At 64.3% G+C, this 25,138-nt stretch carries 18 protein-coding genes, 2 other RNA genes and 2 pseudogenes; 12 read left to right on the top strand and 10 right to left on the bottom strand.

Annotation, left to right across the window (positions count from 1 at the left end):
- Positions 1–196: 196 nt before the first annotated feature.
- Positions 197–301 (top strand): annotated as a pseudogene (locus WJW29_RS16595) (IS30 family transposase); the annotation flags it as partial.
- A gap of 471 nt (positions 302–772) precedes the next feature.
- On the opposite strand, the gene WJW29_RS16590 reads toward WJW29_RS16595, so the two are convergent.
- Both WJW29_RS16590 and WJW29_RS16585 read right to left on the bottom strand, forming a co-directional pair.
- Positions 773–3,082 (bottom strand): NADP-dependent malic enzyme, encoded by a 2,310-nt coding sequence (locus tag WJW29_RS16590; RefSeq protein ID WP_011257960.1) that lies wholly within the window; start codon positions 3,080–3,082, stop codon positions 773–775.
- A gap of 197 nt (positions 3,083–3,279) precedes the next feature.
- Positions 3,280–4,653: a dicarboxylate/amino acid:cation symporter gene (locus tag WJW29_RS16585; RefSeq protein ID WP_011407775.1), complete on the bottom strand. Its 1,374-nt coding sequence runs from the start codon at positions 4,651–4,653 to the stop codon at positions 3,280–3,282.
- Positions 4,654–4,943: 290 nt separating this feature from the next.
- Here WJW29_RS16585 and WJW29_RS16580 point away from each other — a divergent pair, with 290 nt between their 5' ends.
- The gene (locus WJW29_RS16580; RefSeq protein ID WP_011407774.1) at positions 4,944–6,116 is read left to right on the top strand and encodes a porin; all 1,173 of its coding nucleotides are present in this window, start codon (positions 4,944–4,946) and stop codon (positions 6,114–6,116) included.
- Positions 6,117–6,254: 138 nt separating this feature from the next.
- Here WJW29_RS16580 and WJW29_RS16575 read toward each other — a convergent pair.
- Positions 6,255–6,330, bottom strand: a non-coding RNA gene (locus tag WJW29_RS16575) — sX9 sRNA.
- A 107-nt stretch (positions 6,331–6,437) separates the two neighbouring features.
- On the opposite strand from WJW29_RS16575, the gene WJW29_RS16570 reads away from it, so the two are divergent.
- The 3 genes from WJW29_RS16570 to WJW29_RS16560 all read left to right on the top strand — a co-directional run bounded on the left by WJW29_RS16570 (position 6,438) and on the right by WJW29_RS16560 (position 11,524).
- Entirely contained in the window at positions 6,438–9,083 is a 2,646-nt protein-coding gene (locus WJW29_RS16570; RefSeq protein ID WP_011257957.1) for a PAS-domain containing protein, read from the top strand.
- Between the two features lie 315 nt (positions 9,084–9,398).
- Positions 9,399–10,748 carry an MFS transporter gene (locus tag WJW29_RS16565; protein WP_011407772.1) on the top strand — a complete coding sequence of 450 codons (1,350 nt, stop codon included), beginning with the start codon at positions 9,399–9,401 and terminating at the stop codon, positions 10,746–10,748.
- A complete protein-coding gene (locus tag WJW29_RS16560) occupies positions 10,745–11,524 on the top strand; it encodes a substrate-binding domain-containing protein (RefSeq protein ID WP_011257955.1) in 780 nt (259 codons plus the stop codon). The genes WJW29_RS16565 and WJW29_RS16560 overlap by 4 nt, the downstream gene beginning before the upstream one ends.
- On the opposite strand, the gene WJW29_RS16555 is transcribed toward WJW29_RS16560, so the two are convergent.
- Complete coding sequence (locus WJW29_RS16555) at positions 11,516–12,418, bottom strand: LysR family transcriptional regulator (RefSeq protein WP_011257953.1); 903 nt, start codon at positions 12,416–12,418, stop codon at positions 11,516–11,518. The two genes, WJW29_RS16560 and WJW29_RS16555, sit on opposite strands and share 9 nt — an antisense overlap.
- Before the next feature lie 308 nt (positions 12,419–12,726).
- Between WJW29_RS16555 and WJW29_RS16550 the strand changes: the two genes are divergently transcribed.
- The 3 genes and pseudogenes from WJW29_RS16550 to WJW29_RS16540 all read left to right on the top strand — a co-directional run bounded on the left by WJW29_RS16550 (position 12,727) and on the right by WJW29_RS16540 (position 14,286).
- Complete coding sequence (locus tag WJW29_RS16550) at positions 12,727–13,365, top strand: aldo/keto reductase (protein WP_011407771.1); 639 nt, start codon at positions 12,727–12,729, stop codon at positions 13,363–13,365.
- Positions 13,362–13,901 (top strand): annotated as a pseudogene (locus WJW29_RS16545) (nuclear transport factor 2 family protein); the annotation flags it as partial. The gene WJW29_RS16550 and the pseudogene WJW29_RS16545, both read left to right, overlap by 4 nt.
- 16 nt (positions 13,902–13,917) lie before the next feature.
- Positions 13,918–14,286 (top strand): Atu4866 domain-containing protein, encoded by a 369-nt coding sequence (locus WJW29_RS16540; RefSeq protein ID WP_041182382.1) that lies wholly within the window; start codon positions 13,918–13,920, stop codon positions 14,284–14,286.
- Positions 14,287–14,416: 130 nt separating this feature from the next.
- On the opposite strand, the gene WJW29_RS16535 is transcribed toward WJW29_RS16540, so the two are convergent.
- The 4 genes from WJW29_RS16535 to WJW29_RS16520 are packed head-to-tail and all read right to left on the bottom strand — an operon-like array spanning position 14,417 to position 18,223.
- Positions 14,417–15,055 (bottom strand): response regulator transcription factor, encoded by a 639-nt coding sequence (locus tag WJW29_RS16535; protein WP_011257949.1) that lies wholly within the window; start codon positions 15,053–15,055, stop codon positions 14,417–14,419.
- Positions 15,056–15,094: 39 nt separating this feature from the next.
- On the bottom strand, positions 15,095–16,144 hold the full coding sequence (locus tag WJW29_RS16530; protein WP_011407770.1) for an ABC transporter substrate-binding protein: 1,050 nt from the start codon (positions 16,142–16,144) through the stop codon (positions 15,095–15,097).
- The gene (locus WJW29_RS16525; RefSeq protein WP_011407769.1) at positions 16,144–17,529 is read right to left on the bottom strand and encodes a sensor histidine kinase; all 1,386 of its coding nucleotides are present in this window, start codon (positions 17,527–17,529) and stop codon (positions 16,144–16,146) included. Before WJW29_RS16525 ends, WJW29_RS16530 begins: the two co-directional genes overlap by 1 nt.
- Positions 17,522–18,223 (bottom strand): response regulator, encoded by a 702-nt coding sequence (locus WJW29_RS16520; RefSeq protein ID WP_011407768.1) that lies wholly within the window; start codon positions 18,221–18,223, stop codon positions 17,522–17,524. The genes WJW29_RS16525 and WJW29_RS16520 overlap by 8 nt, the downstream gene beginning before the upstream one ends.
- A 255-nt stretch (positions 18,224–18,478) precedes the next feature.
- Here WJW29_RS16520 and WJW29_RS16515 point away from each other — a divergent pair, with 255 nt between their 5' ends.
- The 4 genes from WJW29_RS16515 (at position 18,479) to WJW29_RS16500 (ending at position 23,352) form a co-directional block, all read left to right on the top strand.
- Complete coding sequence (locus tag WJW29_RS16515; RefSeq protein WP_011407767.1) at positions 18,479–19,672, top strand: OprO/OprP family phosphate-selective porin; 1,194 nt, start codon at positions 18,479–18,481, stop codon at positions 19,670–19,672.
- Between the two features lie 227 nt (positions 19,673–19,899).
- Positions 19,900–21,228 carry a CitMHS family transporter gene (locus WJW29_RS16510; protein ID WP_011257945.1) on the top strand — a complete coding sequence of 443 codons (1,329 nt, stop codon included), beginning with the start codon at positions 19,900–19,902 and terminating at the stop codon, positions 21,226–21,228.
- Positions 21,229–21,339: 111 nt separating this feature from the next.
- Complete coding sequence (gene phbB / locus WJW29_RS16505; protein ID WP_011407766.1) at positions 21,340–22,080, top strand: acetoacetyl-CoA reductase; 741 nt, start codon at positions 21,340–21,342, stop codon at positions 22,078–22,080.
- A gap of 240 nt (positions 22,081–22,320) precedes the next feature.
- Positions 22,321–23,352, top strand: coding sequence for a LacI family DNA-binding transcriptional regulator (locus tag WJW29_RS16500; RefSeq protein ID WP_011407765.1), 1,032 nt, complete (start codon positions 22,321–22,323; stop codon positions 23,350–23,352).
- A gap of 128 nt (positions 23,353–23,480) precedes the next feature.
- Here the strand turns inward: WJW29_RS16500 and WJW29_RS16495 are convergent.
- Positions 23,481–23,545: non-coding RNA, sX9 sRNA (locus tag WJW29_RS16495), on the bottom strand.
- Between the two features lie 47 nt (positions 23,546–23,592).
- Positions 23,593–24,924 carry an MFS transporter gene (locus tag WJW29_RS16490; RefSeq protein ID WP_041181993.1) on the bottom strand — a complete coding sequence of 444 codons (1,332 nt, stop codon included), beginning with the start codon at positions 24,922–24,924 and terminating at the stop codon, positions 23,593–23,595.
- Positions 24,925–25,138 lie beyond the last annotated feature (214 nt).

Below are 25,138 nucleotides of genomic sequence, written 5' to 3'. Positions count from 1 at the left end.
GCAGGAAGCCGATGATCTGCTCTTCGGAAAAGCGCTTCTTCACGTCCAATCTCCTCGGGGTAGGGAATTGGACTCCAAACGGAGGTGCTACTCAAACTTGGGGGGACGTCGGGCCATTGATTGTGCAAAAGTTACGTGAGCCAGTGTTTTGACAGAAAACGCGGGTCTGCAGTGGAGAAAAGTGTTGCACTTGGAACTTGAGTCGGCCCTCTAAAATCGTCCGCGCAAGATACTTGGATTCAAAACGCCCCTCGAAGTCTTCTCCGAAGAGGTCCTCAACAGCGTTGCGAATCAGAGTTGAATTCGCACCTAAAACCCCCTCGCATTACGCGTCGCAGACAGAGGAAGGGGGTAGGGCTATGATTGATCGCCACTGAGGCGTCCATTTTCGATTCGCCAGCTCTGTCCACAAGTTTGAAAGCTTGTCAATAATTGCATCCGCTGGGCGCTTTGATGTCTTGCTGGCCGCTGCAGACGCGCCCATTCCTCATCGCCACGCCCAGTGTCCATCGCGAATATCGCCTGCGCTTGCAGACGCCGACGCGCACGCAGTGGGCCGAGATCGAGCTGCTGGGTCCCAGGCCCGAGAAACCCTGAGCGCGGCGAACGCTCGCTGGCGACATGTCCCGCTGGGCAATGGCGCACAGCGGACGGGCCATCGACGGAAGACAACAGGCTCAAACGGCCGAACACCTGGCGCCGATGAATCCGCCGCCCTCCCGCTGAGCGAGAGGGCACAGCATCCGACGGCGCTACCGTGCCGCCAAGCCCCTCAGTCGTTGCTCTTGTCTGCCCCGCCCTTCTCGGCTTCCAGCAGCTTGCGGATCTGTGCATCCACTGCGGCAATCGCGGTCATGTTCATCACCCGGCGCGAGGTGGCGCTGGTGGTGAGGATATGCACCGGCTTGGAGATGCCCATCAGGATCGGGCCGATCGCCACGCCATCGGTGAACACGCGCACCAGGTTGTAGGCGATGTTGGCCGCTTCCAGGTTCGGCAGCACGAACAGGTTGGCGCGACCCTTCAAGGTGCTGTTGGGCATGATCTGCTTGCGCAGCGCTTCGTCCCAGGCGGTATCGCCCTGCATTTCGCCGTCGATGTTGAGCTCGGGCTTGCGCTTGAGCAGTGCTTCGCGCACCTGGCGCATCTTCAGCGCATCGCGCGAGTCGTGGCTGCCGAAGTTGGAATGCGACAGCAACGCGATATTGGGCTCGATGCCGAACAGCTTGAGGCGATACGCGGCCTGCAACGTGGCTTCCACCACCTGCTCCACGGTGGGGTCTTCCTGCACGTGCGTGTCCAGGAAGAAGAACACGCCGAGCTGGTTGATCACGCCGGTCATCGCCGAGGTGGAACTCACCCGCGGTTCCAGCGGAATCACGCTGCGCGCATAGCCCAGCTTCTTGTGGAAGCGGCCGACCACGCCGGACAGCATCGCGTCGGCTTCGCCGCGCGCCACCATGACCGCCGCGATCAGGGTCGGACGCGAGCGCATCAGTTCCTTGGCCGCGGTGACGGTCACGCCGCGGCGCTCGGTGAGCGCGTGGTAGTACTGCCAGTAATCGTTGAAGCGGGGGTCGTCGAGGATGTTGGTGATCTCGAAGTCCACGCCGGCGGTCAGGCGCAGGCCCATGCGCTCGATACGCGCTTCGATGACGTCAGGGCGGCCGATCAGGATCGGGAAGGCCAGGCCTTCGTCGACCACGTTCTGCACCGCGCGCAGCACCACTTCTTCTTCGCCTTCGGCATACACCACGCGCTGCTTGTCGGCGCGCGCACGGTCGTAGACCGGCTTCATCATCAGGCTGGTGCGGTAGACGAACTGGCCGAGCTTGTCGCGGTAGGCCTCCATGTCGGTGATCGGGCGCGTGGCCACGCCCGAATCCATCGCCGCCTGCGCAACCGCAGACGACAACTCCACCAGCAGACGCGGGTCGAGCGGACGCGGAATCAGGTATTCCGGGCCGAAGCTCGGGGTCTCGCCGCCGTAGGCTGCGCCCAGGTCGGAGGCCTCGCGCCGCGCCATCGCGGCGATCGCCTTGACGCAGGCGATCTTCATTTCCTCATTGATGCCGGTGGCGCCCACGTCCAGCGCGCCACGGAACAGATACGGGAAGCACAGCACGTTGTTGATCTGGTTCGGATAGTCCGAACGGCCGGTGCCGATGATGCAATCCGGGCGCACCGCCTTGGCCGCTTCCGGGGTGATTTCCGGGTTGGGATTGGCCAGCGCGAAGATCACCGGCTGGCGCGCCATGCTGGCGACCATCTCCGGCTTGAGGATGCCGGCCGCCGACAGGCCCAGGAAGATATCCGCGCCTTCGACGATCTCGGCCAGGGTGCGCTTGTCGGTGTCGCGCGCATAGCGCTGCTTGTCCGGGTCCAGGTCGGTGCGGCCGGTGTGGATCACGCCGTCACGGTCCAGCGCCAGGATGTTCTCCGGCTTCAGGCCCAGCGAGACCAGCATGTTGACGCAGGAAATGCCCGCCGCGCCCATGCCGGTGGTGGCCAGCTTGACCTCCTCGATCTTCTTGCCAGTGACCACCAGCGCGTTGAGCACGGCAGCGCCGACGATGATCGCGGTGCCGTGCTGGTCGTCATGGAACACCGGGATGTTCATGCGCTCGCGCAGCTTGCGCTCGACGATGAAGCACTCAGGCGCCTTGATGTCTTCCAGATTGATGCCGCCGAAGGTGGGCTCCAGGCTGGCGATGATATCGACCAGCTTGTCCGGGTCGTTCTCGCTGATTTCGATATCGAACACGTCGATGCCGGCGAACTTCTGGAACAGCACGCCCTTGCCTTCCATCACCGGCTTGGAGGCCAGCGGACCGATGTTGCCCAGGCCCAGCACCGCGGTGCCGTTGGTGATGACCGCCACCAGATTGCCGCGCGCGGTGAGCTCGCTGGCCTGGGTGGCATCGTCGACGATGGCCTCGCAGGCGAAGGCCACGCCCGGCGAATACGCCAGCGACAGATCGCGCTGGGTCAGCATCGGCTTGGTCGCGGTGACCTTGATCTTGCCCGCCGGCTGCTGGCGGTGATAGTCGAGGGCGGCCTGTTTGAAGTCGTCGGTGGACATCGGCTGTGTGTGTCTCGAAGGCGCAGGAGAACTGAATTCTACCCTCCTGCCTGAACAAGGGCCTGTCGCGCAGCTGTCAGCGCGGCAGGGAGATCGCATGCTGCAACGCGGCGTGCGCGGCGCGGAGTGTGGCTCAACGCGAAAACGGCCCTGCATCCCGCCGGCAATACCGACGGAAGACAGGGCCGCAGGAAGCATCAACGCAGGGCGGCAGGCGCCACGCCGGGCTCGCCGACCGGGGCCAGCAGCGGCGGTTCGCCGCCGTCCAGGACCAGCGTGAGGCGGTCGCGGTCCAATGCATTTTCCCAGCGCGACACCACCACGGTGGCCACCGCATTGCCGATGAAGTTGGTCAACGAGCGGCATTCGCTCATGAAACGGTCCACGCCCAGGATCAGCGCCATGCCGGCCACTGGCACCTCAGGCACCACCGCCAGCGTGGCGGCCAGGGTGATGAAGCCCGCACCGGTGACGCCGGCTGCGCCCTTGGAGCTGAGCATTGCCACGGCCAGCAGTGCGATCTGGTGGCCCAGGGTCAGCTCGGTATTGGTCGCCTGGGCGATGAACAGCGCCGCCAGCGTCATATAGATGTTGGTGCCGTCCAGATTGAACGAGTACCCGGTCGGCACCACCAGGCCCACCACCGACTTCTCGCAACCGGCCTTTTCCATCTTTTCCATCAGCGACGGCAATGCCGACTCCGACGAGGACGTGCCCAGCACCAGCAGCAGTTCGGCTTTCAGATAGCGAATCAGCTTGAGTACCGAAAACCCGCACAGCCGACACACCACCCCCAGGATCACCAGCACGAACAACAAGGAGGTCAGGTAAAACGACCCCACCAGCCAGGCCAGATTGACCAACGACTCGACGCCGTACTTGCCGATGGTGAAGGCGATCGCACCGAAGGCACCGATCGGCGCAGCACGCATCAGGATGTGCACCAGCTTGAACACCGGGGCGATCAGCGCTTCCAGCAGGTTCAGCACCGGCTTGCCGCGCTCGCCCACCAACGCCAGCGACACACCGAACAGCACCGCCACGAACAGCACCTGCAAGATGTTCGGCCCGGTCAGCTTGCCGTTGACCACCTGGTCGCCGGTGAAGGCGCCGATCAGCGAGTTGGGGATGATGTCCATCAGGAAGCCGACCAGGGTCAGGTCGTGCGACTTCTCGACATAGCTCTTGACCGCGCTCTGATCCAGATCGGCCGGGTTGATGTTCATGCCGGCGCCGGGCTGCACCACATGGGCAACGACCAGACCGACCACCAGGGCCAAGGTGGAGAAGAACAGAAAGTAGACCATCGCCTTGCCGAACACCCGGCCCACCGTTTTTAGGTGGGTCATGCCGGCGATGCCGGTCACGATGGTCAGGAAGATCACCGGGGCGATGATCATCTTCACCAGCTTGATGAAGGCGTCGCCCAGCGGCTTGAGGCTTTCGGCAAAGGCGGGTTCGAAACGGCCCAGCAGGGCACCCAGGATGATCGCCACCACCACCTGGAAATACAGCTGGCGATAGAAGGGGACAGATGCCGGCAGGGGGCCGGCAGGTTTGCTGATGTGCATGACACCACTCCGAGGGACGAGAGGGGGTGCCTGAGCAGGTACCCGTTGCACGCATTCTGGCCGTACGTCACAGCCCTGGCCGATAGCCCATTGGTACTACCCCATATCCAGCAGCTGAACGTCGGCTTACACTTCAGCCGCGCGGCCGCCGGCCGTTAATTCCGTTTAACGCAGCCACCATCACCGTTTCTGTGCTGCCGTCGTCCGGACCCTGCGCGCCTGCTGAAGACATTCATTGCGACCGCCATGGCAGGACGCCCGGCCCCTTTTCACTGCCGAAGACCATACCTATGCGCCTCAATCTATTTGTCCTCGCGGTGGCTGCTGCCATCGTTCCCGCCGCTGCCAACGCAGCCACCTCGATCGAAAACTGGCCGACCAAGTACACCTTTGGTGATGGCACCGAGCTGGGTCTGACCGGCAACTACGTCTACGACGACAACAACTTCTCCGGCGACGACCGCCTGGAAGACCGCAACGACTTCCGCCGCAAGGAATTCGGCGCCACCATCAAGAAGAAGGGCGTCTACGACGCCATGGTGTCCTACGATTTCAAGTCCAAGCTGTGGCTGGACGTGTTCTACCGGTTCGAGACCAAAGCCCTGTTCGGCCAGGATTACGGCCGCGTACGCCTGGGCTACATGAAGGTGCCGGTGGGTCTGGAAGCGGTGCAGAGCTCGCGTGCGGGCAGCTTCATGGAACTGGGCCTGCCGATCCAGGCCGTGTTTGAGGGCCGCCGTACCGGCGCGGAATGGACGCTGGAACGCCAGCAGTACCTGCTGCAGGCCGGCGCATACGGCGGCAAGGATCTGCAGGGCGACAACCCGGGCACCACCCAGGCCGTGCACGTGGCATGGACCCCGTTCAAGGCCGAAGGGGACGTACTGCACCTGGGCATCGCCGGCTCGATCGAAACCCCCCGCGGCTACAGCGACGGCCGCGGCGTGTCGTTCAGCCCACGCGTGCGCCTGCGTGCACGCCCGGAAGCCGGCCTGACCGACGTGCGTCTGATCGACACCAGCACCATTCTCGATGTGGACCACGTGATCCGCACCGGCCTGGAAGCGGTCTGGATCCATGGCCCGTTCTCGCTGCAGAGCGAAGCGCTGCGTGCCGAAGTGGCGCGCAACGAGAACAAGCCGAACTTCATCGCCCAGGGCCAGTACATCTACGGCACCTGGACGCTGACCGGCGAGTCGCGCAGCTATGCAGGCGGCGTCCCCGGCAACATCAAGCCGATGCACGACTACGGCGCGGTCGAACTGACCGCCCGTTACAGCCGCCTGAACCTGGAAGACAACAACGTCCACGGCGGCCGTCAGCACGACACCACCATCGGCGCCAACTGGTACCTCACCAGCCACTTCAAGTTCCAGGCCAACTACAGCTGGGTGGATGCCTCGCGCAATGGCGTGCATGCAACCCCGCACGTGATGGAACTGCGTGCGCAGGTGCAGTTCTAAGCAGCACCGAGGCACTGCAGCGCACCGGCGATTCGGTCCGGCGCCAACTGCAGCACCGCACTAGGCGTTCGACACGGCCGCATCCTTCACGGATGCGGCCGTTGTCGTTTGGGCGCTTGCCCAACGTGCGATGAGAGCGACCAACACAACGTCGCGAGCAGCCGTCAGGCGGTGTGGACCGCGCGCGCAGCACCGCAGTGTCCAAGTGACCCATGCGGCGCCGAGCACCGGCCGGCCCATCGGCGATGAGCAAAGTTGTTTTGTTAGCCGCTCTCGGTTGATGGCTGCGCGATCCGCCGCCAGACCGCCATACTTGCGCCCATGTACGCATCGCAACGCCGCCGTCTGCTGCTCACCCTGTCCATCGTGCTGGGCGGGATGGTGGTGGCCATGGTCGCGGCCGGGCACTTCGTCGAACAAAACGCGCTGCACGATGAAAGTGCCACCGTGCGCCGCCAGCTGCGGCTCTACGCGCAGGCGCTGCAGCAGCGTATCGACCGCCATCGCACGCTGCCGCAGATTCTGGCGCTGGACCCGGAGCTACGCGCAGCCGTCTCCGGCCCACTGTCGCCGGCACAGGTGGATGCGCTCAATCGCAAACTCGAACGCGCCAATAACGTTACCCAATCGTCCACGCTGACCTTGATCAACCGCGACGGCGTGGCACTGGCGGCCAGCAACTGGCGGGCGCCGCGCAGCAACGTCGGCGTGGATTACGCCTTCCGTCCGTATTACCAGCAGGCGCTGGCCACCGGCAGCGGCAGCTTCTACGGCATCGGCATGACCACCAGCGAGCCAGGCTATTTCCTGTCGCAGGCCATTGTGGGAGGCGCCGGCCAGGTGCAGGGCGTGGTGGTGATCAAAATCGCGCTGGCCGCCCTGGAACGCGAGTGGCTGCAGACACCGGATATCGTGCTGGCGTCGGACGCACACGATGTGGTGTTTCTGGCCAGCCGGTCGGAATGGCGCTACCGCGTGCTGGCCCCGCTCAGCGACCGTGATCGCCGCGAACTGCAAAGCACGCGCCAGTACGCCGATCAGGAATTGCGGCCGCTGCGGCGCCGGCTGATCGAGCAGACCGGCGACGGGGGTGTGCTGGCCGACATCCGCGACCCGCCGCTCGGCGCGCAGGTGCTGTGGCAGACCCTGGAAGTGCCCGAAAGCGGCTGGCGCCTGCATCTACTACACGACACCCGCGTCAGTGCCGCTGCCGGCCGCGCCGCCGCAATCGCCGCCGCCGGCGCATGGCTGGCGCTGGCCGTGCTGTGGTTGTTCGTGCAGCAACAGCGGCGGCTGTCGGCGTTGCGCCAGCGTAGCCGGCACGAACTGGAAACCCTGTTGCAGCAACACGCCGAAGAACTGCGCACCGCGCAGGACGGCGTGGTCACTGCCGCCCAGCAGGCCAATGCCGGTCTGAGCCGCAGCCTGGAACATCTGCCGCAAGGCGTGGTGGTGATCGACGAGGCGCTCAACCTGGTAGCGTGGAATTCGCGCTATGTGGAGCTGTTCCGTTTCCCACAGGAACTGCTCAAGATCGGCCGCCCGATCGAAGACCTGTTCCGCTTCAATGCACGCCGCGGCTTGCTGGGGCCGGGACCGATCGAAGCGGCGATCGAGCGGCGCCTGAATCACTTGCGCAGCGGCAAGCCGCATATGCGCGAGAGCGAGAAAGAAGATGGCACGGTGCTGGAAATTCGCGGCAACCCGCTGCCCGATGGTGGTTTTGTCACCAGTTACGCCGACATCACCAGCTACAAGAATGCCGCACGCGAACTGCGCTCGCTGGCGGACGCACTGGAACACCGCGTGGCCGAGCGTACCCGCGATCTGGCGGAGGCCAAGCGCGAGGCCGAAAGCGCCAACCGCTACAAGACCCGCTTCGTCGCCTCGGCGGTGCACGACCTGCTGCAGCCGCTCAATGCTGCACGCATGTTCGTCTCGGTGTTGCGTGGGCAAGTGCATGACGCCGGCAGCGCGCGCGTGGTCGACAACATCGACGGTGCGCTGGCGGCACAGGACGCCATCCTCAACAGTTTGCTCGACATCTCGCGCCTGGAAGCGGGCAGCCTGAAGACCCAGGTGCGCGACTTTGCGCTGGCGCCCTTGCTGGAGACCTTGGCGCGCGAGTTCGGCATTCTGGCCGAAGACCGCGGGCTGGTGCTGGAATCGGTACCTACGTCGGCAGTGATATTGAGCGATGAAAACCTGCTGCGCCGCATCCTGCAGAACTTTCTCTCCAACGCCATCCGTTACACGCCGCGCGGACGCGTGCTGATCGGCTGCCGTCGCCGCGGCGGCTGGCTGCGCATCGAGGTGCACGACCAGGGCCCCGGCATTCCCGACGCCTTGCAGCACGAAATCTTCGAAGAATTCCGTCGCCTGGATGACGGTGTGGCCAACGATCGCGGCGCGGGACTGGGCCTGGCCATCGTCGAGCGCATCGGCCGTCTGCTCGGCCATCCCATCGGTCTGCGTTCCACGCTGGGCAGTGGCAGCGTGTTTTCGGTGACCGTGCCGCTGGGCGAACGCGCCGCAATCGCGCGGCAGTTGCCGCCGCCTGCCGGCACGGCCGAACACGGCAACGACCCCATCCTGCACGGCTGCCGCGTGTGGTGCGTGGACGATGAGCCACTGGTGTGCGAGGCCACCCGCACGCTGCTGGAACGTTGGGAATGCCGCGTGGATTTTGCCGGCGGCCCGGATGAGGCATTGAGCGCTGCCAATGCGGAAGATGTGCCGGAATTGCTGCTGCTGGATGTGCGCATGGGCACGCACTACGGCCCCATGCTGCTGCCGCAGCTGGTCGAGCGCTGGCGACGCGAACCGCGCGTGATCCTGGTCACCGCAGAACACGACCCCGCCCTGCGCGAGCACGCGCTGGACCTGGGCTGGGGCTTGCTGTCCAAACCAGTACGCCCGCCGGCCCTGCGTGCGCTGGTGACGCAGATGCTGATGCGGCGCGGGTAGGCCCGGCGGCCCGCGCGCTACATGCCTGGCCGCACTTAAACGACACCGGCAGCGCATGCACAGATCAGGGGTGATGCGCATATCGTCAGAACGATGGAGCGCCTTCCGCAATCGCGTAGACCAATCAGCCGCCACGCCCGGTAAGAACTCGAGCCACAGTCGGCACATGCGCGGTAACCGCGGTGGCAAGGCGAGTGAGCGTCCAGCACTGCCTCAGCGCAACTAATGTTCAACCCACATCAGTCGATGAGAAAGCAGCAATTATCAACATCGACCATCTCGACCAGAATCGGGCGCCTCAGATGTCATACGCACGTGCATACCTATCGTGGAGGGCGATTGATGCAGACTTCCCGCATTGAGGGAAAACCGCAGTCGAAACTTGGGATGGTGCTGAGGGTGACCTCGGGCAACTTCCTTGAGCAATTCGACTTCTTTTTATTCGGGTTCTACGCAACGCAGATTGCCGCGGCCTTCTTCCCGGCGAGCAACGAATTCGCGTCGTTGATGATGACCTTCGCTGTGTTTGGCGCGGGCTTTTTGATGCGGCCGCTGGGGGCGGTGATCCTGGGCGCCTACATCGACGATGTCGGGCGTCGCCAAGGCTTGATCGTCACCTTGGCGATCATGGCCAGCGGCACTGTCCTGGTCGTGCTGGTGCCAGGCTATGCGAGCATCGGCTTGTGGGCACCGGCACTGGTGCTGCTTGGCCGTTTGCTGCAGGGCTTCTCGGCCGGTGCCGAAATGGGCGGCGTATCGGTGTATCTGACTGAGATTGCGACGCCGGGTCGGCGCGGCTTCTACGCCAGTTGGCAATCGGCCAGCCAGCAGGTCGCCATCGTCGCTGCGGCAGCGATCGGGTTTGCGCTCAATCAGCTCATGGCACCGCAGGATCTGGCGCAATGGGGTTGGCGGATTCCGTTCGGCATCGGTTGCGTCATCATTCCTTTCATCTTCCTGCTGCGGCGAAGCCTGGAAGAGACTGCGGAGTTTGCGCAGCGCCGCCAGCCGGTCACCATGAAGCAGGTGATGCGTGGGCTGGCGAACAATGCCAGCATCGTGATTGCCGGCGGCTTGATGGTCGCGCTGACGACGACCGCGTTCTATCTGATCACCGTCTACGCACCGACGTTCGGCAAGACCGTGCTCAAACTCAGCACCGGCGATGCGTTGATCGTGACACTGCTGGTGGGCGTCTCCAATTTCATGTGGCTCCCCATCGGCGGCACGCTCAGCGACCGCTTCGGCCGCAAGCCGCTGCTGGTGACCATGTCGGTGATGTGCATCCTGACCGCCTACCCGGTGCTCGCGTTTCTTGCGGCCGCACCGAGCTTCGCGCATATGTTGCAAGCGCTGCTGTGGCTGTCCTTCATCTATGGCCTCTACAACGGCGCCATGATTCCGGCACTCACCGAACAGATGCCGGCGCATGTGCGGGTAGCAGGATTCTCGCTCGCCTACGGCTTGGCGACTGCGGTGTTTGGCGGCTTTACGCCGGTGATTTCCACCTGGCTGATCCATGTCACGGGCGACAAGGCGGCGCCCGGTTACTGGCTGATCTTCGCTTCGGTGTGCGCGCTGGCGGCGACATTGTTTTTATATCGCCGCCAAGGCAACCCAGCGACAGCGACCGGCCTGGATGCTGCTGCAGAAGCGCAAAAATGATGCGGCCCCTGTGGAAAAAAGTGCTGGCTGCGATCGTTGCGGCGGCGCTGCTGCCGATAGCGGCAAGCGCGCAGGAGTTGACCGTGATGACCTCCGGTGGGTTCACGGCCGCCGTCGAACGCTTGGCGCCGCAATACACCAGGCAGACCGGGGTGAAGGTCACCACGTTGCTTGGCCCTTCGATGGGCGAAACGCCACAAGCCATTCCCAACCGGCTCGCACGCGGTGAGCATGCCGATGTGGTGATCATGGTCGGCAGCGCGCTGCAGAAGCTGATCGACACAGGCCTGGTGGCCCCGGCATCGCGGGTGGAACTGGCCGATTCCAGGATCGGCATGGTGGTGCGCAGCGGTACCCCCAAGCCGAAGATCGACAGCGTCGAACACTTCAAACAGACGTTGCTGCACGCCGATTCGGTTGCCTATTCCGACAGCGCCAGCGGCGTCTACATCGAAACCACACTGTTCAAGAAGTTGCGGATCGAAGGCCCGATGATGGCCAAGAGCAAGAAGATCCCGCGCATCCCGGTGGCCACGGTGGTGGCCGATGGCAGCTATCAGCTCGGCTTTCAGCAGGTGGCCGAACTGCTTCCGGTGGCAGGCGTGCAGTTTGTCGGCAAGATCCCCGAACCGCTGCAGTCGATCACGCGCTATGCGGCGGGCGTTCCGGTCAACGCGGAGCATCCCGAGGCGGCCAAGCGCCTGCTTGCGTACCTGCAGTCGGGTGATGCGCAGGCGGTTGCGCGCGTGACTGGCCTGGACCCGGCGTCACCGTGAGCGTGCAGGCATCCGTCGCACCAGTTCCGCCAGTTCCAGCGCGGTCGGTGTCAGCGTCCGTCCGCGGCGTTTGAGGATCCCTACGTTGCGCGACACCTCCGGTTCGACCAGCGGCACCGTCGCCAACACCGGATGCGGGCCGGACGGCATTGCGATCGACGGCACGGCGGCAATACCGACGCCGGCCTCCACCAATCCCAGCAACGTGGTGACATGCCGGGTCTCGCAGATGCTCGGCTTGTCCGGCGTGAATGCAGACAGCGCCCGATCCAGCAGTAGCCGGTTGCCCGATGTCTTGTCCAGCGTGATGTAGTCGTACCCGTAGACCTCCTGCCAGCTGACCTGTGCGCGACCGGACAAGGGATGGTCTTGGCGGCAGGCAATCACATAGCGCTCTTGCAACAACAGTTCGAACTCCACCTCCGGCGCCAGGTTGCCGCTGAAGCTGACGCCAAAATCCGCTTCACCGGAGGCCACTGCCGCACTGACGTGACTGGCACTGCCATCGAGCAAACTGATGCGGATTTTCGGAAACAGCTGATGCAACCCGTGGATCGCCTGCGGCATGAAGTAGTACGCCGCAGATGGCACACACGCCACGGTCACCGTGCCCATCCTTCTGGAACCTGCATCGCCGATGCTCATCAGTGCCATGTCCAGATCATCGAGCATGCGCTCGACCTGCGGCATGAAGGCCTGGCCGACGGTGGTGAGCGAGACCTTGCGCGTGGTGCGCTCGAACAGCTTGACGTTCAACGCCGACTCGAGCTTGTCGATCCTGCGGCTGAGCGCCGGCTGCGTGATGCGAATACGTTCTGCAGCGCGGCGAAAGCTGCCGTTTTCGGCAACCGCACGGAATGCCTGTAGATCGTTGAGGTCGAATTTGATGGTCACAGTGCCGCGGCTTCAGTATTCGATGGCGGGCGCCATAGCATAGACGCTTGCCTGCGGTGCTGCGTCTGACGCTGAAGGAGTCACTGCATTCGGGCGCCTTGGATGCATTCGCAGGGGAAGCGCCATGAATGGCATCGGACGTAACGCCGCAACACCCCACGCCTCACAAGACACGGCCTGTGCGATGGCGCTGCATCGGCCATTCGGACGATCAGGCAAGGATGCCGGATAACCAGGCTCACGCTTCCTCCCCGCGCCGGGGCACCGGCTGGCAACACGCACCACGCCACGCGCGGGAGATAGCACATATGCATCAGCCACGCTCACTGGACCACTACCGCCTGCTCGGCCGCTCCGGCCTGCGCGTCTGGCCGCTGTCGCTGGGCACCATGACCTTCGGCCAAGCATGGGGCTGGGGCGCGGACGCAGGCGAAGCCAAGCGCATCTTCGATGCCTACGCCAACCGCGGCGGCAACGTCATCAACACCGCGTTGAATTCCACCAACGGCGGCTCCGAACGCATTCTCGGCGCGTTGACCAGGGACCGCCGCGAACGCTTCGATGCGGCAGACGTGTCGAGCAGCCGCAAGGGAGTGATCGCCTCTACCGGGCATCTCAATGCGCGCTCGCTGGAGATCGCCGAGGTGGTCGGTGCGGTCGCCGACGCACTGGGCGCATCGCGCTCGCAGGTGGCGCTGGCCTGGACCCTGCGCAACCCGGCCGTGGTGTCGCCGGTGATGGGCGCACGCACGTTGCAACAGGCCGAAGACAACGTCGACGCGCTGGAGATCGTGCTCAGCGACGACCAGCTCGCGCGCCTGGATGCCGCCAGCGCAGTGCCGCAAATTTTTCCCGAACGTTTCATCGGCAGGCCGATGGCGCAACAGTTGATTTACGGCACCCATCACGTGCAGCTGCGCTGCCTGATCACCACCGAGCAGCCATGACCAGACGCTCAGCCATCGCGGCGGCAGCGCTGCTTGTCGCCGCAGCGTTCGCAGGCAACGTCGGCGCCACATCAAAGGACACTGCATCCGCAGACACCTGTGCAGAGCAACCGCTGCCCGCCTGCAACAAGCGCATCGTCGAAGCGGTCTTTGCGCAGTGGCAGGCCGGCGGCAGCGGCATCTTCGAGACGCTGCTGTCGCCCGACGTGGTGTGGACCATCGCAGGCTCAGGCCCGAGCGCCGGCACCTTGCGTGGTCGCGACGCGTTGGTCGACGCCGCGGTGAGGCCGCTCACCAAGCGGCTGGCCTCGCCACTGCGGCCGGTGCAGCAACGCATCCGGGCCGATGGCGAGCACGTCATCGTGCAGTGGGAAGCCACGGCCACGCTGCGCGATGGCGGCAGTGATCGCAATCGCTACGCATGGATCATGCGGATGGCCGATGGCAAGGCGGTCGAGGTCAACGCGTTCCCGGACCTGCCCGCCTACGACGCCGTGCTGCAGCGCGGCCATCGCCAAATGCAACGCAGGGCCGCCCATGAGCGACATGCCGATGCAAGCCGCCATCGCGGTGGCGCTGGGCGCCGGCTCGGCGCTCGCCTGCCCGTTCACGGCAGCTGGGCAAGCGCCCACGACGCCCACCATGATCGCGACCCAGCAACCAGGACATCCGATGCAAGCACACCCCTATCTGGGCATGCGGGTTACCGGCGACGGACGGATCCGGCAGGCATTACTGCCGAACGGCCGCTACGACGAGGCCCGCGGCACACGCCAAAGCGCCGACCAAGGCCGCTACGAAATCACCGGCACTCCCATCGAGTACTGGCACGACACCGGATTGACCGCTGATGGTCGTTTCGTCACTCAGGACGAACTGCACCACGGCGGCATGGTGTTCTCTCGGCAGACGCCGGCTTAGGGCGTCTACCAAAAGGACTGCTCGCCGGGGTTGATCACCCTTACTGATGTGCGGCCGTCATCTCTGCATCCCTTGTGCGTTGTGCGGACTGCAGACCGCAATGCGCCGCATCCCGTAGCTCAATGCCGGATCAGCCCTCGCCTTCCGGCTCCAGCGCCTTGACCAGCACTGCCGCCTGCGTGCGGCTGTAGCAGTCGAGCTTCTTCAGGATGGCGGTGACGTGCACCTTGACGGTGTTCTCGGCCAGGCCCAGTTCGTGTGCGATCTGCTTGTTGAGCAGGCCATCGGCCAGGCTCAGCAACACGCGAAACTGCTGCGGCGTGAGCTGAGCGAGTTTGGAGGCCAGTTGCGCATCCGCCTCCGAGCGCTCGGCGGTCATTGGCGGGAACCAGGTGCCGCCATCGAGCACGCTGGCCACGGCGGTGCCGATCGATTCGGCCGGGGTGGATTTGGGAATGAAACCGGCCGCGCCGAACTGCTGCGCACGCCGGATCACGCGCGGATGATCGTTGGAGGAGATCACCACCACCGGAATGTCCGGGTGCTCGCCACGCACATGCAGCAGCGCCGAAAAACCGCGCGCACCGGGCATGGCCAGATCCAGCAGCACCAACTCGGCCTGCGGGTGCGAACGCAGCATCGCGCTCAAGGTGGCGGCGCTGGACGCTTCCACCACATTGGCCTGCGGCAGGGTCTGCTGCAGCACATGGAGCACGGCAGCGCGGAACAGCGGGTGGTCGTCGGCGACGAGAATGGTGAGATCGGCCATGCGCCAAGTCTGGCACATGGCCGCCGCCGCTGCCTTGCCCTAGCGCGGCGGCTGCGTGCTCGCGCGCCAGGCCTCCAGAAACTGGCGGCGTTTGAGTTTGTCCAGATACACCAGCAGACCGGGGCCGAGTGGAATCGGGCGGAACGGTGGCTGCGCCGAACCACCACGGCCACCGGCGGCCTGCAGGATCGGCATCAAGCGCGCCTCACGCGAAAGCACCTGCTGGCCGCGCGGTGAGAGTAGATAGTCGAGAAATCTGCGTGCTTCCAGCGCGTGTGGCGCAGTCTTGGGAATCACCGCGGTACGCAACGCCACCAGCGTGTAGTCCTGGGGCTGCACGATGCCCAGCGGCGCGCCGGCATCGATGCGGGCCTGCGCGTAGGAGCCGAGCACGTTGTAGGCCAGCAGCAACTCGCCACGGCTGACGCGGTCGAGCAAGGTGCCGGTGCGTTCTTCCAACGCCACCCGGTTGGTGCCCAGCGCCGCCAGCAATGCACCGGCGATGCTGCCCACCTGACCGTCCTGGGTGGCGAACAGATACCCCACGCCGCTGCGTTCGACATTGTAGGTGCCCACCTTGCCGCGCAGCGGCGCATCGGGGGCGCGCAACAGCGCCAGCAATTGCCGGCGCGTGCGCGGCACGCGGGCGGCATCCAGATTGCGCGTGTTGTAGACGATGGCCACCGGCTCGTAACTGATGCCGAAGACTTCATGGCGCCATTGCGCCCACGCCGGCAATGCTGCGGTCTGTGCGGACCGATGCGCAAGCGCGTGGCCATCGTTCACCAGCTTGGTCTGCAGATCCATGCTGGCGCTGATCAGCATGTCTGCCTTGATCGCATCTCGGGCAGGGTGCACGTAGTGATCGTAGATATCCCAGGCAATCACGTCTTCGTAGATCACCTCGGTGCCCGGATGCAGCCGCTGGTAGTCCTGGATGACGGCGCCGAATACTTCCAGATCGGTGGAGCCCTGTACACGCAACTGCACATGCACGCGACCCTGTGCAGGAAAGCGGCGCACCTGGCCGGGCTCTGCGTAAGCGATGCCATGGATCAGCAGCACGACCAACATCCACATCAGCCGCATCACGCAGGTCCTCCAGGAAAATGCAGCGACGCGATCAAGCCGCCGCCGATACGGTTGGCCAGATCGATACGCCCGCCATGTGCTTCCACCACACGTTTGACGATGGCCAGCCCCAGTCCGGCACCGCCGGCCGGCGCATCCTGCCCACGGACGAAACGCTCGAACACGCGCTCGGCTTCGGCAGCCGGAATCCCTGGGCCGTGATCGGCGATGGTCAGCACGTGATGGTTGCCGTCGCTGGTGAGCGCCACTTGTAGCGGTGCAACGGCGCCGTATTTGCATGCATTGTCGATCAGGTTTTTCAGCGCTTCGCGCAGCAGCAAGGCATCGCCACGTAGCAGCGCCGGCTGCGGGTCGATCGCCAGGTGCACGCGCGGTGCGCCTTCGCTCCGCGGCAGTGCTTCGCGCAAGGCCTGATGCAGTAGTTCTGCCAGATCCACGGTGGCAAAGCGCTGCAGGTTGGAGCGATGGGTCACGCTGGCATCGCTGAGCAACTGATTGAGCAGCCGGCTCATGTGGCTGGCGTTGCGCTCGATCGCAACCAGGCTGCGTTGCATCTCGCGCGGGTCGTCATCGTCCATCGCCAGCTGCGCCTGCGCACGCAGGGCCGCCAAGGGCGTACGCATCTGGTGCGCGGCCTCGGCCATGAACGCGCGCAGGGTTTCATTACTGGACGATAGCCGCGCCATGAAGCTGTTGAGCGCAGTCACCATCAACTGCATTTCCTGCGGTGCCGGCACATTAAGCGGTTTGAGGTCGGAGGGTTCGCGCCGCGACAGATCACGTTCGATGCGCTGCAATGGCCGCAACGCGCGGTACACACCCAGCCACACCAGGGCCAGCGCCAGCAGCGACAGTACCCCGATCGCCACTAACGCGTTGAGCACCACGTCGCGCGCCACGGCATCGCGTACGCGGCGGGTCTGGCCCACCTGCACGCGCACCTCGTCTTGCTCCGATGCCGATGCCACCCGATGCATCACCACCGCAAAGCGCACCGGCTCACCGCTGTATTGCGCATCGAACAACAGCGGCCGCTCGTCGCGCGGCGAGCTTGGCGGCAGCGGCAGCGTGTCTTCGCCGGTGATGGTGCGGCCCTGCGCATCGAACACGCGATAGAACACGCGGTCTTCCGGTGCCATGCCCAGCAGATCCAGCGAGGCATATGGCAAATCCACCTGCCAATCGCCGCCGACCAACGCCACGCTGTCGATGATCGACAAGGCCGAGGACACCAGCAGATGATCGTAGGACCGATTGGCCGCGCGCTCGCCGTAGTTGCGGGCGGCAAAGAACAGCACCACCGCACCCAGCAGCGACAAGCTGCCTAGATACAGCAGCAAGGTGCGCCGGATCGACGGTGCCACCGTCAGCGGCTCAGCCATCGGCGCCCGGCTCCACCGGCGCATGCGGGTCGGCTTCTTCCAGTTTGTAGCCCGCACCGCGCACGGTGACGATACGCAGCGGCGCTGCGGCCAGCTTGCGCCGCAGACGGCCGACATACAGCTCGATCGCATTGGGGCCGGCATCGTCGTCGAAGCCGAACAGGCCGTTGCCGATTTCATCCTTGCCGACGACTCGTCCGAGCCGGCCGATCAGGATGTCGAACAGGCGATATTCGCGATTGGGGAGCTCGATCGGCACGCCATCCAGCGTCAAGGTATGCGCGGCATTGTCGAAGACGAAGCCGCCGATCTGCACCACCTCGCTGGCCTGGCCGCGATTACGCCGCAACAACACGCGGCACCGCGCTTCGAACTCGCGAAAGTCGAACGGCTTGCCCAGGTAGTCGTCCGCACCGACATCCAGCGCCTGCACGCGGTCTTCTATGCCATCGCGTGCGGTCAACATCAACACCGGCGTGGTGTCGCCCCGCTCACGCATGCCAGCCAACACCCGCAACCCATCGAGCTTGGGCAGGCCTATATCCAGCACCACCAAATCGAAACTCTGATACCGCAACACACTTGCCGCCGCCAACCCATCGGCTTGCCAATCCACCGCATGCCCGCTACGGCGCATGCGCCGCACGATGGCATCGGCGAGATCGGCGTTGTCTTCGACCAGCAAAAGGCGCATGGGACTGGGGTTCGTGAATAGGGATTGGGGATGCGTCACAGCGCTTGGTCGCGGCCGGAAGGTAACAGGGCGCGCGCATAAAAGCTTGCGGCCGTTGCAGTTTGATTTTACCAACTCCCAATCCCGACTCCCCAATCCCCCGCCCCGCAACGACAGGTCCATGACAGCTTCCCGGGAATAGGCTGCTGCCAACGCACCGCGGCGGTCGTGCGGCGCATCGCTAAACGTGATTCAGACATGCACCTGGGAGAGTTTGTGAGCAACGACACTTTGCGTCTGCGTGCCCTTGGCGCCTGCGCGGCGATCTGCCTGGCACCAACAGCCTATGCGGCCGATGACGCAAGCCCGGTCACTGCCGAAATAGGTGGGCGCGTGCATTGGGATTTTACCGTATTCGGAAACGATGACCGCGGTGCGCCTGAGCACAACGACACCCAGTTCCGCCGCGTGTGGCTGGATGTGTCCGGCAAGTTCTACGGATTCAATTACAAGGCTGAGGCGGATTTCGCCGGCCTGCAGTACGAAGCCGGTAGCCGCGGCATCCTGGCGCGCGATGTCTATATCGCCAAGAAATTTTCGGCCGGCACATTGACCGTTGGCCAGTTCAAGCAGTATTTCTCGTTGGATGATCGCACCGGCTCCAACTACGAGCCGTTTCTGGAACGTGGCTACGCCTCGACCACGCTGGCACCGATCTACCGCAAAGCCATTTCTTGGCAGGCAAATCGCCCGGATGCAACCTGGTCCACGTCCGCCTACAGCCTGGAAAGCATCGACAATTCTTCAACCAAAGGCGGGGCGCTCGGTACGCGTCTGACCTATGCACCCGAAATGGGCGAGGCGCGCTTGCGTCACCTAGGTCTCTCGCTGGCGCACGAACGCTATTCGCATCCCGGCAGTGGGGGCGCGGCATCGTTGCTGATCCGCCCGCGCCCGGAAAACGATCTGGCCAACAACAGCCGCATCACCCTGGTGCGCTTCGCCGATGGACGCGATACCGATTTCGACAAATGGTCGCTGGAATATGCCGAAGTGCTTGGCCCATGGTCGTGGCAGAGCGAATTCAGTGGCGGCCTGCTCGACGATGGCGCGCAGCACGCCAAGGTGCTGGCCAGCTACGGGTTGGTCAGCTGGTTCGTCACCGGCGAATCGCGCGGTTACGACCGCAAGAGCGGTCGCTTCAGCCGCATCGCCACGCCCAACCGCCCCTCCGGAGCGTTCGAGCTGGCATTGCGTTACGACTACATGCGCGGCGGCCAGCATCAGGATGGGCAACCGGACTTCATCAATGCCAGCACGCAATCGTGGACGTTGGGCGGCAACTGGTATTTCAAACCGAACCTGCGTGTGATGGTCAACCTGATCGACAGTCACAATCGCAACCGCCTCTCCGACGCAGTGGTCGATCACACGCAGGCGGTCACTGGCCGCTTCCAATACGACTTCTGATGCGTAGCTGCATCGCAGCGGTCAGTAGAAAGATCGACGTGCGCACGTCCTTCGTGCGCATTGACGCAATACACCGCAACGTCGGTACCTCCGCGCGCAACGCCTTGTTTGCGCTGCGTAGCGTGCATGCCTTAACAAACGCACACCTGCCTCGTCATCGCTGCGCACCCTGCGTAGCGCTCAGCCCAAACTCTCCCCCTGCTGTACGCCTCAAAGGATTCGCCCGCATGCTGATCGCGCTCGGTTTCGGAATGGTGATCACCTTCATGTACCTGATCATGAGCAAGCGGTTGTCGCCGCTGGTGGCTCTGATCACGGTGCCGATCGTGTTCGCGTTGTTGGGCGGCTTCGGCACCGGCATCAATGAGATGATGCTCGAAGGCATCAAGAAGATCGCGCCCACCGGCGTGATGCTGATGTTCGCCATCCTGTATTTCGGGGTGATGATCGATGCCGGGCTGTTCGACCCGCTGGTCGGCCGCATCCTGCCCTTGGTCAAGGGCGATCCGCTGAAGATCGTGATGGGCACGGCGATCCTGGCGCTGCTGATCTCGCTCGATGGCGACGGCTCCACCACCTACATGATCACCGTCTCTGCGATGTTGCCGCTGTACCAGCGCCTGGGCATGAATGCGCTCAACCTAACCTGCGTGACCATCCTGGCCAGCGGCGTGATGAACCTAACCCCTTGGGGCGGCCCCACCGCGCGCGCCGCCACCGCGTTGCACGTAGATCCGGCCGACGTGTTTGTGCCGTTGGTGCCGGCCATGGTGCTGGCCATTGCCGGCATTCTTGCGCTGTCCTGGTATCTGGGCATGCGCGAACGTCGCCGGCTGGGCGTGGTACGTCTGCCGGCCGACGGCAACTGGCTGGACACCAGCCTCCCCGAAGACAACGAAGCCCTGCCGCGGGTGGAAGACACCGAGGACATGAAGCGGCCCAAGCTGCTGTGGGTGAACCTGCTGCTGACGCTGGCCTTGATGGGCGCGCTGGTGAAGGGCGTGCTACCGATGCCGGTGCTGTTCATGATCGGCTTCGCGCTGGCGCTGATGATCAACTACCCGAATCTGGCCGAGCAGCGCCGCCGGTTGGTGAATCACGCCGGCAACGTGTTATCGGTGGTATCGCTGATTTTCGCCGCAGGCATCTTCACCGGCATCCTCTCCAACACCGGCATGGTCGAAGCGATGTCGCGCAGTTTCCTGGCCGTCATCCCCGACAGCTGGGGCCCGTATCTGGCCGTGATCACGGCGATCGTCAGCATGCCGTTTACGTTCTTCATCTCCAACGACGCGTTCTATTTCGGCGTGCTGCCGATCCTGTCCGAAGCCGCCGGTCACTACGGCATCACGCCGGTGGAAATGGCCCGCGCCTCGCTCGCCGGCCAACCGGTGCATCTGCTCAGTCCGCTGGTGCCATCGACCTATCTGCTGGTCGGTCTGGCCAAGATCGACTTCGCCGATCATCAACGCTTCGCGCTGAAGTGGGCGGTACTGATTTCGCTGTTGATGCTGGGCGGCGGGTTGGTGTTTGGTCTCTTTCCGTTGGCACGCTGACCGCCGCCGGGATTCGGCATTGGGGATTCGCTAGGACAATAGCGAATGCCCACTCCCGCTCTCACGAATCCCATCCCCAATCCCGAACCCCAACTCCGAAGGAGTTACGCAATGACTCTCCGCATCGCATACGTCACCAGTGGTATGGGCAGTGTTGGTACCGCGATCTGCCAGAAGCTGGCGCGCAGCGGGCATACCGTGGTTGCCGGTTGCGGGCCCAATTCGCCGCGCAAGGAGGCATGGCTGCGCGAGCAGCGCGAGCTGGGCTTCGATTTCGTGGCATCCGAAGGCAACGCTGCCGATTGGGATTCCACCGTCGCCGCGTTCGCCAAGGTCAAGGCCGAAGTCGGCGAGATCGATGTGTTGGTGAACAATGCCGGCGGCAGCCGCGACACCTTGTTTCGGCAGATGACACGCGACGACTGGAATGCGGTGATCGCCAGCAACCTGCATTCGTTGTTCAACATCACCAAGCAGGTGGTCGATGGCATGACATCGCGCGGCTGGGGGCGCGTCGTCAATATCGGTTCGGTCAGCGCGCACAAGGGCCAGATCGGGCAGATCAATTTCGCTACCGCCAAGGCGGCGATGCACGGATTCAGTCGCGCCTTGGCGCAAGAAGTCGCCTCGCGCGGGGTCACCGTCAACACCATCTCGCCTGGCTATATCGCCAGCGCCTCGATCAGCAGCTTTCCACCGGATGTGCTCGACCGCCTGGCCACTTCGGTGCCAGTGCGCAGGCTCGGCAAACCCATCGAAGTTGCCGGCCTGTGTGCCTGGCTTGCTTCTGATGAGGCTGCCTATGTCAACGGCGCCGATTACGCGGTCAATGGCGGGCTCCACATGGGCTGAGCTGCCGGCACGGCTGCGCAGTGCGCCATGCCGTGACGCCATGCGCCATGCATGCCACGTCAACGCAAGCATCAGGGCGTACCGGGCTTGCGCAGCCGACGTGCGTGCCGACGACGGCGCGCATCGCGCCGCAGCAGTTGCGGCGGCTTAGCGCATCGGCGCGCAAGCGACCGCCACCGCGCGAACAACCCTCCTCTAGTGCGAACTGATTACACTCTGGCTTTTCCGCAGCGCGCTGCCATGGCCAAACCTTCAGAACGCACCACGCTCACTGCCCGCCCGCAGATGGCCGATATCGCGCGCATGGCCGGTGTTTCCGAATCCACCGTGTCGCGTGCATTGGCCGGCAGCCCGGTCGTGGCAGAACGCACCCGCGCCTACATCAAGCAGATTGCCGCCGATGCCGGTTACCAGGTCGACCCGGTGGCCCGCAGCCTGCGCGCCAAACGCTCCAACACGGTGAGCGTTGCGGTACCGATGATGCATGCGCTGGATCAGCCGCTGTCTGACCCGTTCTTGATGACCATGCTGGCACTGCTGGCCGAAGAACTCACCGGGCGCGGCTACAGCATGCTGCTCTCCAAACTGGACCGGCATCAGGACGGCTGGGTGGAACAACTTGCGCGCGGCAGCCGCTCCCATGGCGTCATCGTACTTGGGCAAAGTTTCGAACATGCCGCGCTGGATGCGGCCGCACGCGACGGCCTGCCGATGGCAGTCTGGGGCAGCCGGATCGATGGGCAGTCGTACATCAGCGTGGGCAGCGACAATTTTCAGGGCGGCGTGCTCGCCACCGAACATCTCATCGCCAGCGGCCGCCAGCGCATCGCCTTCCTGGGCGATGACCAGTTGCCCGAGGTGGCGCCGCGGTTTGCCGGCTATCGTCACGCGCTGGAACGGCACGGGCTTGAATTCGATATGCGGCTGCATGCGCGCAGCCATTTCGTCAGCGAAGATGCGTACCGCCTCACCCGCGCGATGCTCAAGAAGGCCGACCCGCCCGATGGCTTGTTCGCCGCCTCGGACGTGATCGCCGTGGGTGCGATCCGCGCACTGTTCGAGGCCGGCCACCGCGTTCCGCAGGACATCTCGCTGGTGGGCTTCGACGATATCCCGCTGGCTGCCTACAGCCAGCCTCCGTTGACCACGGTGCAGCAAGATCTGGGTCTGGCCGCGCGACTCTTGGTGGACCGCCTGCTCACACTGATTGCCGGCGAGCCGGTGCAATCGATTGAGATGCCGGTGAAGCTGGTGGTGCGCGAGTCGGCGTGAAGCGGGGATTGGGGAGTCGGGATTGGGGAGTCGTAACAGCGTGCTTTTGCGTGCGCTGGACCCGACCGTGCGCCGGCGTCACGATCAATCAGCAGCGTTGCGCGTAGCGATACGGGGCGACTAAGAGTGGCCAACAAAACGTAGCGGGCAGCCCTGGACGGCGCGCACGAACCGCGGTGTACGCGTGGCACATGCCGCAGCGAGCACTGGCTGCGCCTGCCTGGCGGCCGCGCAGTCGCTTTATGAGCGGCTCTCAACCAACACAGCCTTCGGCTTGCGCAAGCGCACACACACCATCGCCACTGCCGCTGCCAGCATCAGAGCGCCGGCCAGGCGGATCACGTTGCGCGGGTCGCCGTGCAGCAGGCGGTCGTAATACAGCGGCAAGGTGACGATCTGGATCAGCATCGGCAGCACGATGAACAGGTTGAACAAGCCCATGTACACGCCGGTGCGCTCGGGCGGGATGCTGTCGGCCAGCATCAGGTAGGGGTTGCCCATCATGCTGGCCCAGGCCAGGCCAATGCCGATCATCGGCAACAACATCAGCCAGCGGCTCTCGATGCCCGGCAGCAGCCACATGCCGATGCCAGCGGCGACCAGACACGCCGCATGCGTGAACTTGGGGCCGAAGCGGCGCACCACCGGCACCATCGCAAATGCGGCCAGGAACGCGACGAAATTATAGAAACCGCCGATCTGCCCGTTGACCAGACCGGCCTCGCGGAAGCCATGCGAGGTGGCATCGGTGGTGCCGAACAATGTGGTCGACAGCGACAGCACGATGTACTGCCAGTAGCAAAAGATTGCGTACCACTGGAACAGCATCACCGGCGCCAACTGGCGCATGGTCGGTGGCATCTCGCGCACCGCGCTGCCAATTTCGCGCACGGTGGCTCCCAGGCCTGCGCCGGTCTGGCGCAGGCGTGCGATCTGTGCTGGCGGGATTGCCGGCTCGCGCACACTGCGCGCGGTGAGCAGGATCGATGCAGCAGAAAAGCCCGCGCCGATCGCGAACGCGGCGATGGTGACGTAAGGAATATGGTGCGCGTTGGCGGCGTCCTGATTCATACCCATCCACACCAGCAAGGGCGGTGTGAGATAAGCCAGCGTCTGCGCCAGGCCGGTGAACGCACTCTGCATGAGATAGCCCAGCGGCCGCTGCGGCGGTGCCAGCACATCGCTCACCAGCGCACGGTAAGGCTCCATGGCCACATTGTTGGCCGCATCCAGCATCCACAGCAGGCACACCGCCATCCACAGCACGGTGCTGAACGGCATCGCCAGCAGGCACAGGCTGCACACCAGCGCGCCCAGCACCATGTACGGCATGCGCCGGCCCCAACGCGTCACCGAGCGGTCGCTCCAGGCTCCCACGAACGGCTGCAATACCAAGCCGGTCATCGGCCCGGCCAGCCACAGGTACGGCAGGTTGGCGTGGTCGGCGCCCAGATAGTTGTAGATCGGGCTCATGTTGCTCTGCTGCAGCCCGAAGCTGTATTGCACACCGAAAAATCCGGCGTTGAGCGCCAGGATGCGTGCGAAAGAAAGCGGAGGAACGGTCGACGACATGCAGAGCCCTGGGCATCGGTGCGGCTCCCAGTGGCCGCAGCGCACTGTACCCTGCCATCGTTGCAATCGATTGTAACGCTGCGCCGCAGCACTTTTTCGATCTCCAAATCTTCTGCCAATTGGTGCCATCCGCATGCTGCAATGCAAGATTGCAATCGATTGTATTGCAGCGTATTACTGCGCTCGCACTGCAGGCCACACGTCCCCTCCCTGG

The sequence above is a fragment of the Xanthomonas sp. JL1 genome, assembly GCF_038405005.1.
This window is presented reverse-complemented; position numbering and strand designations above follow the sequence as displayed.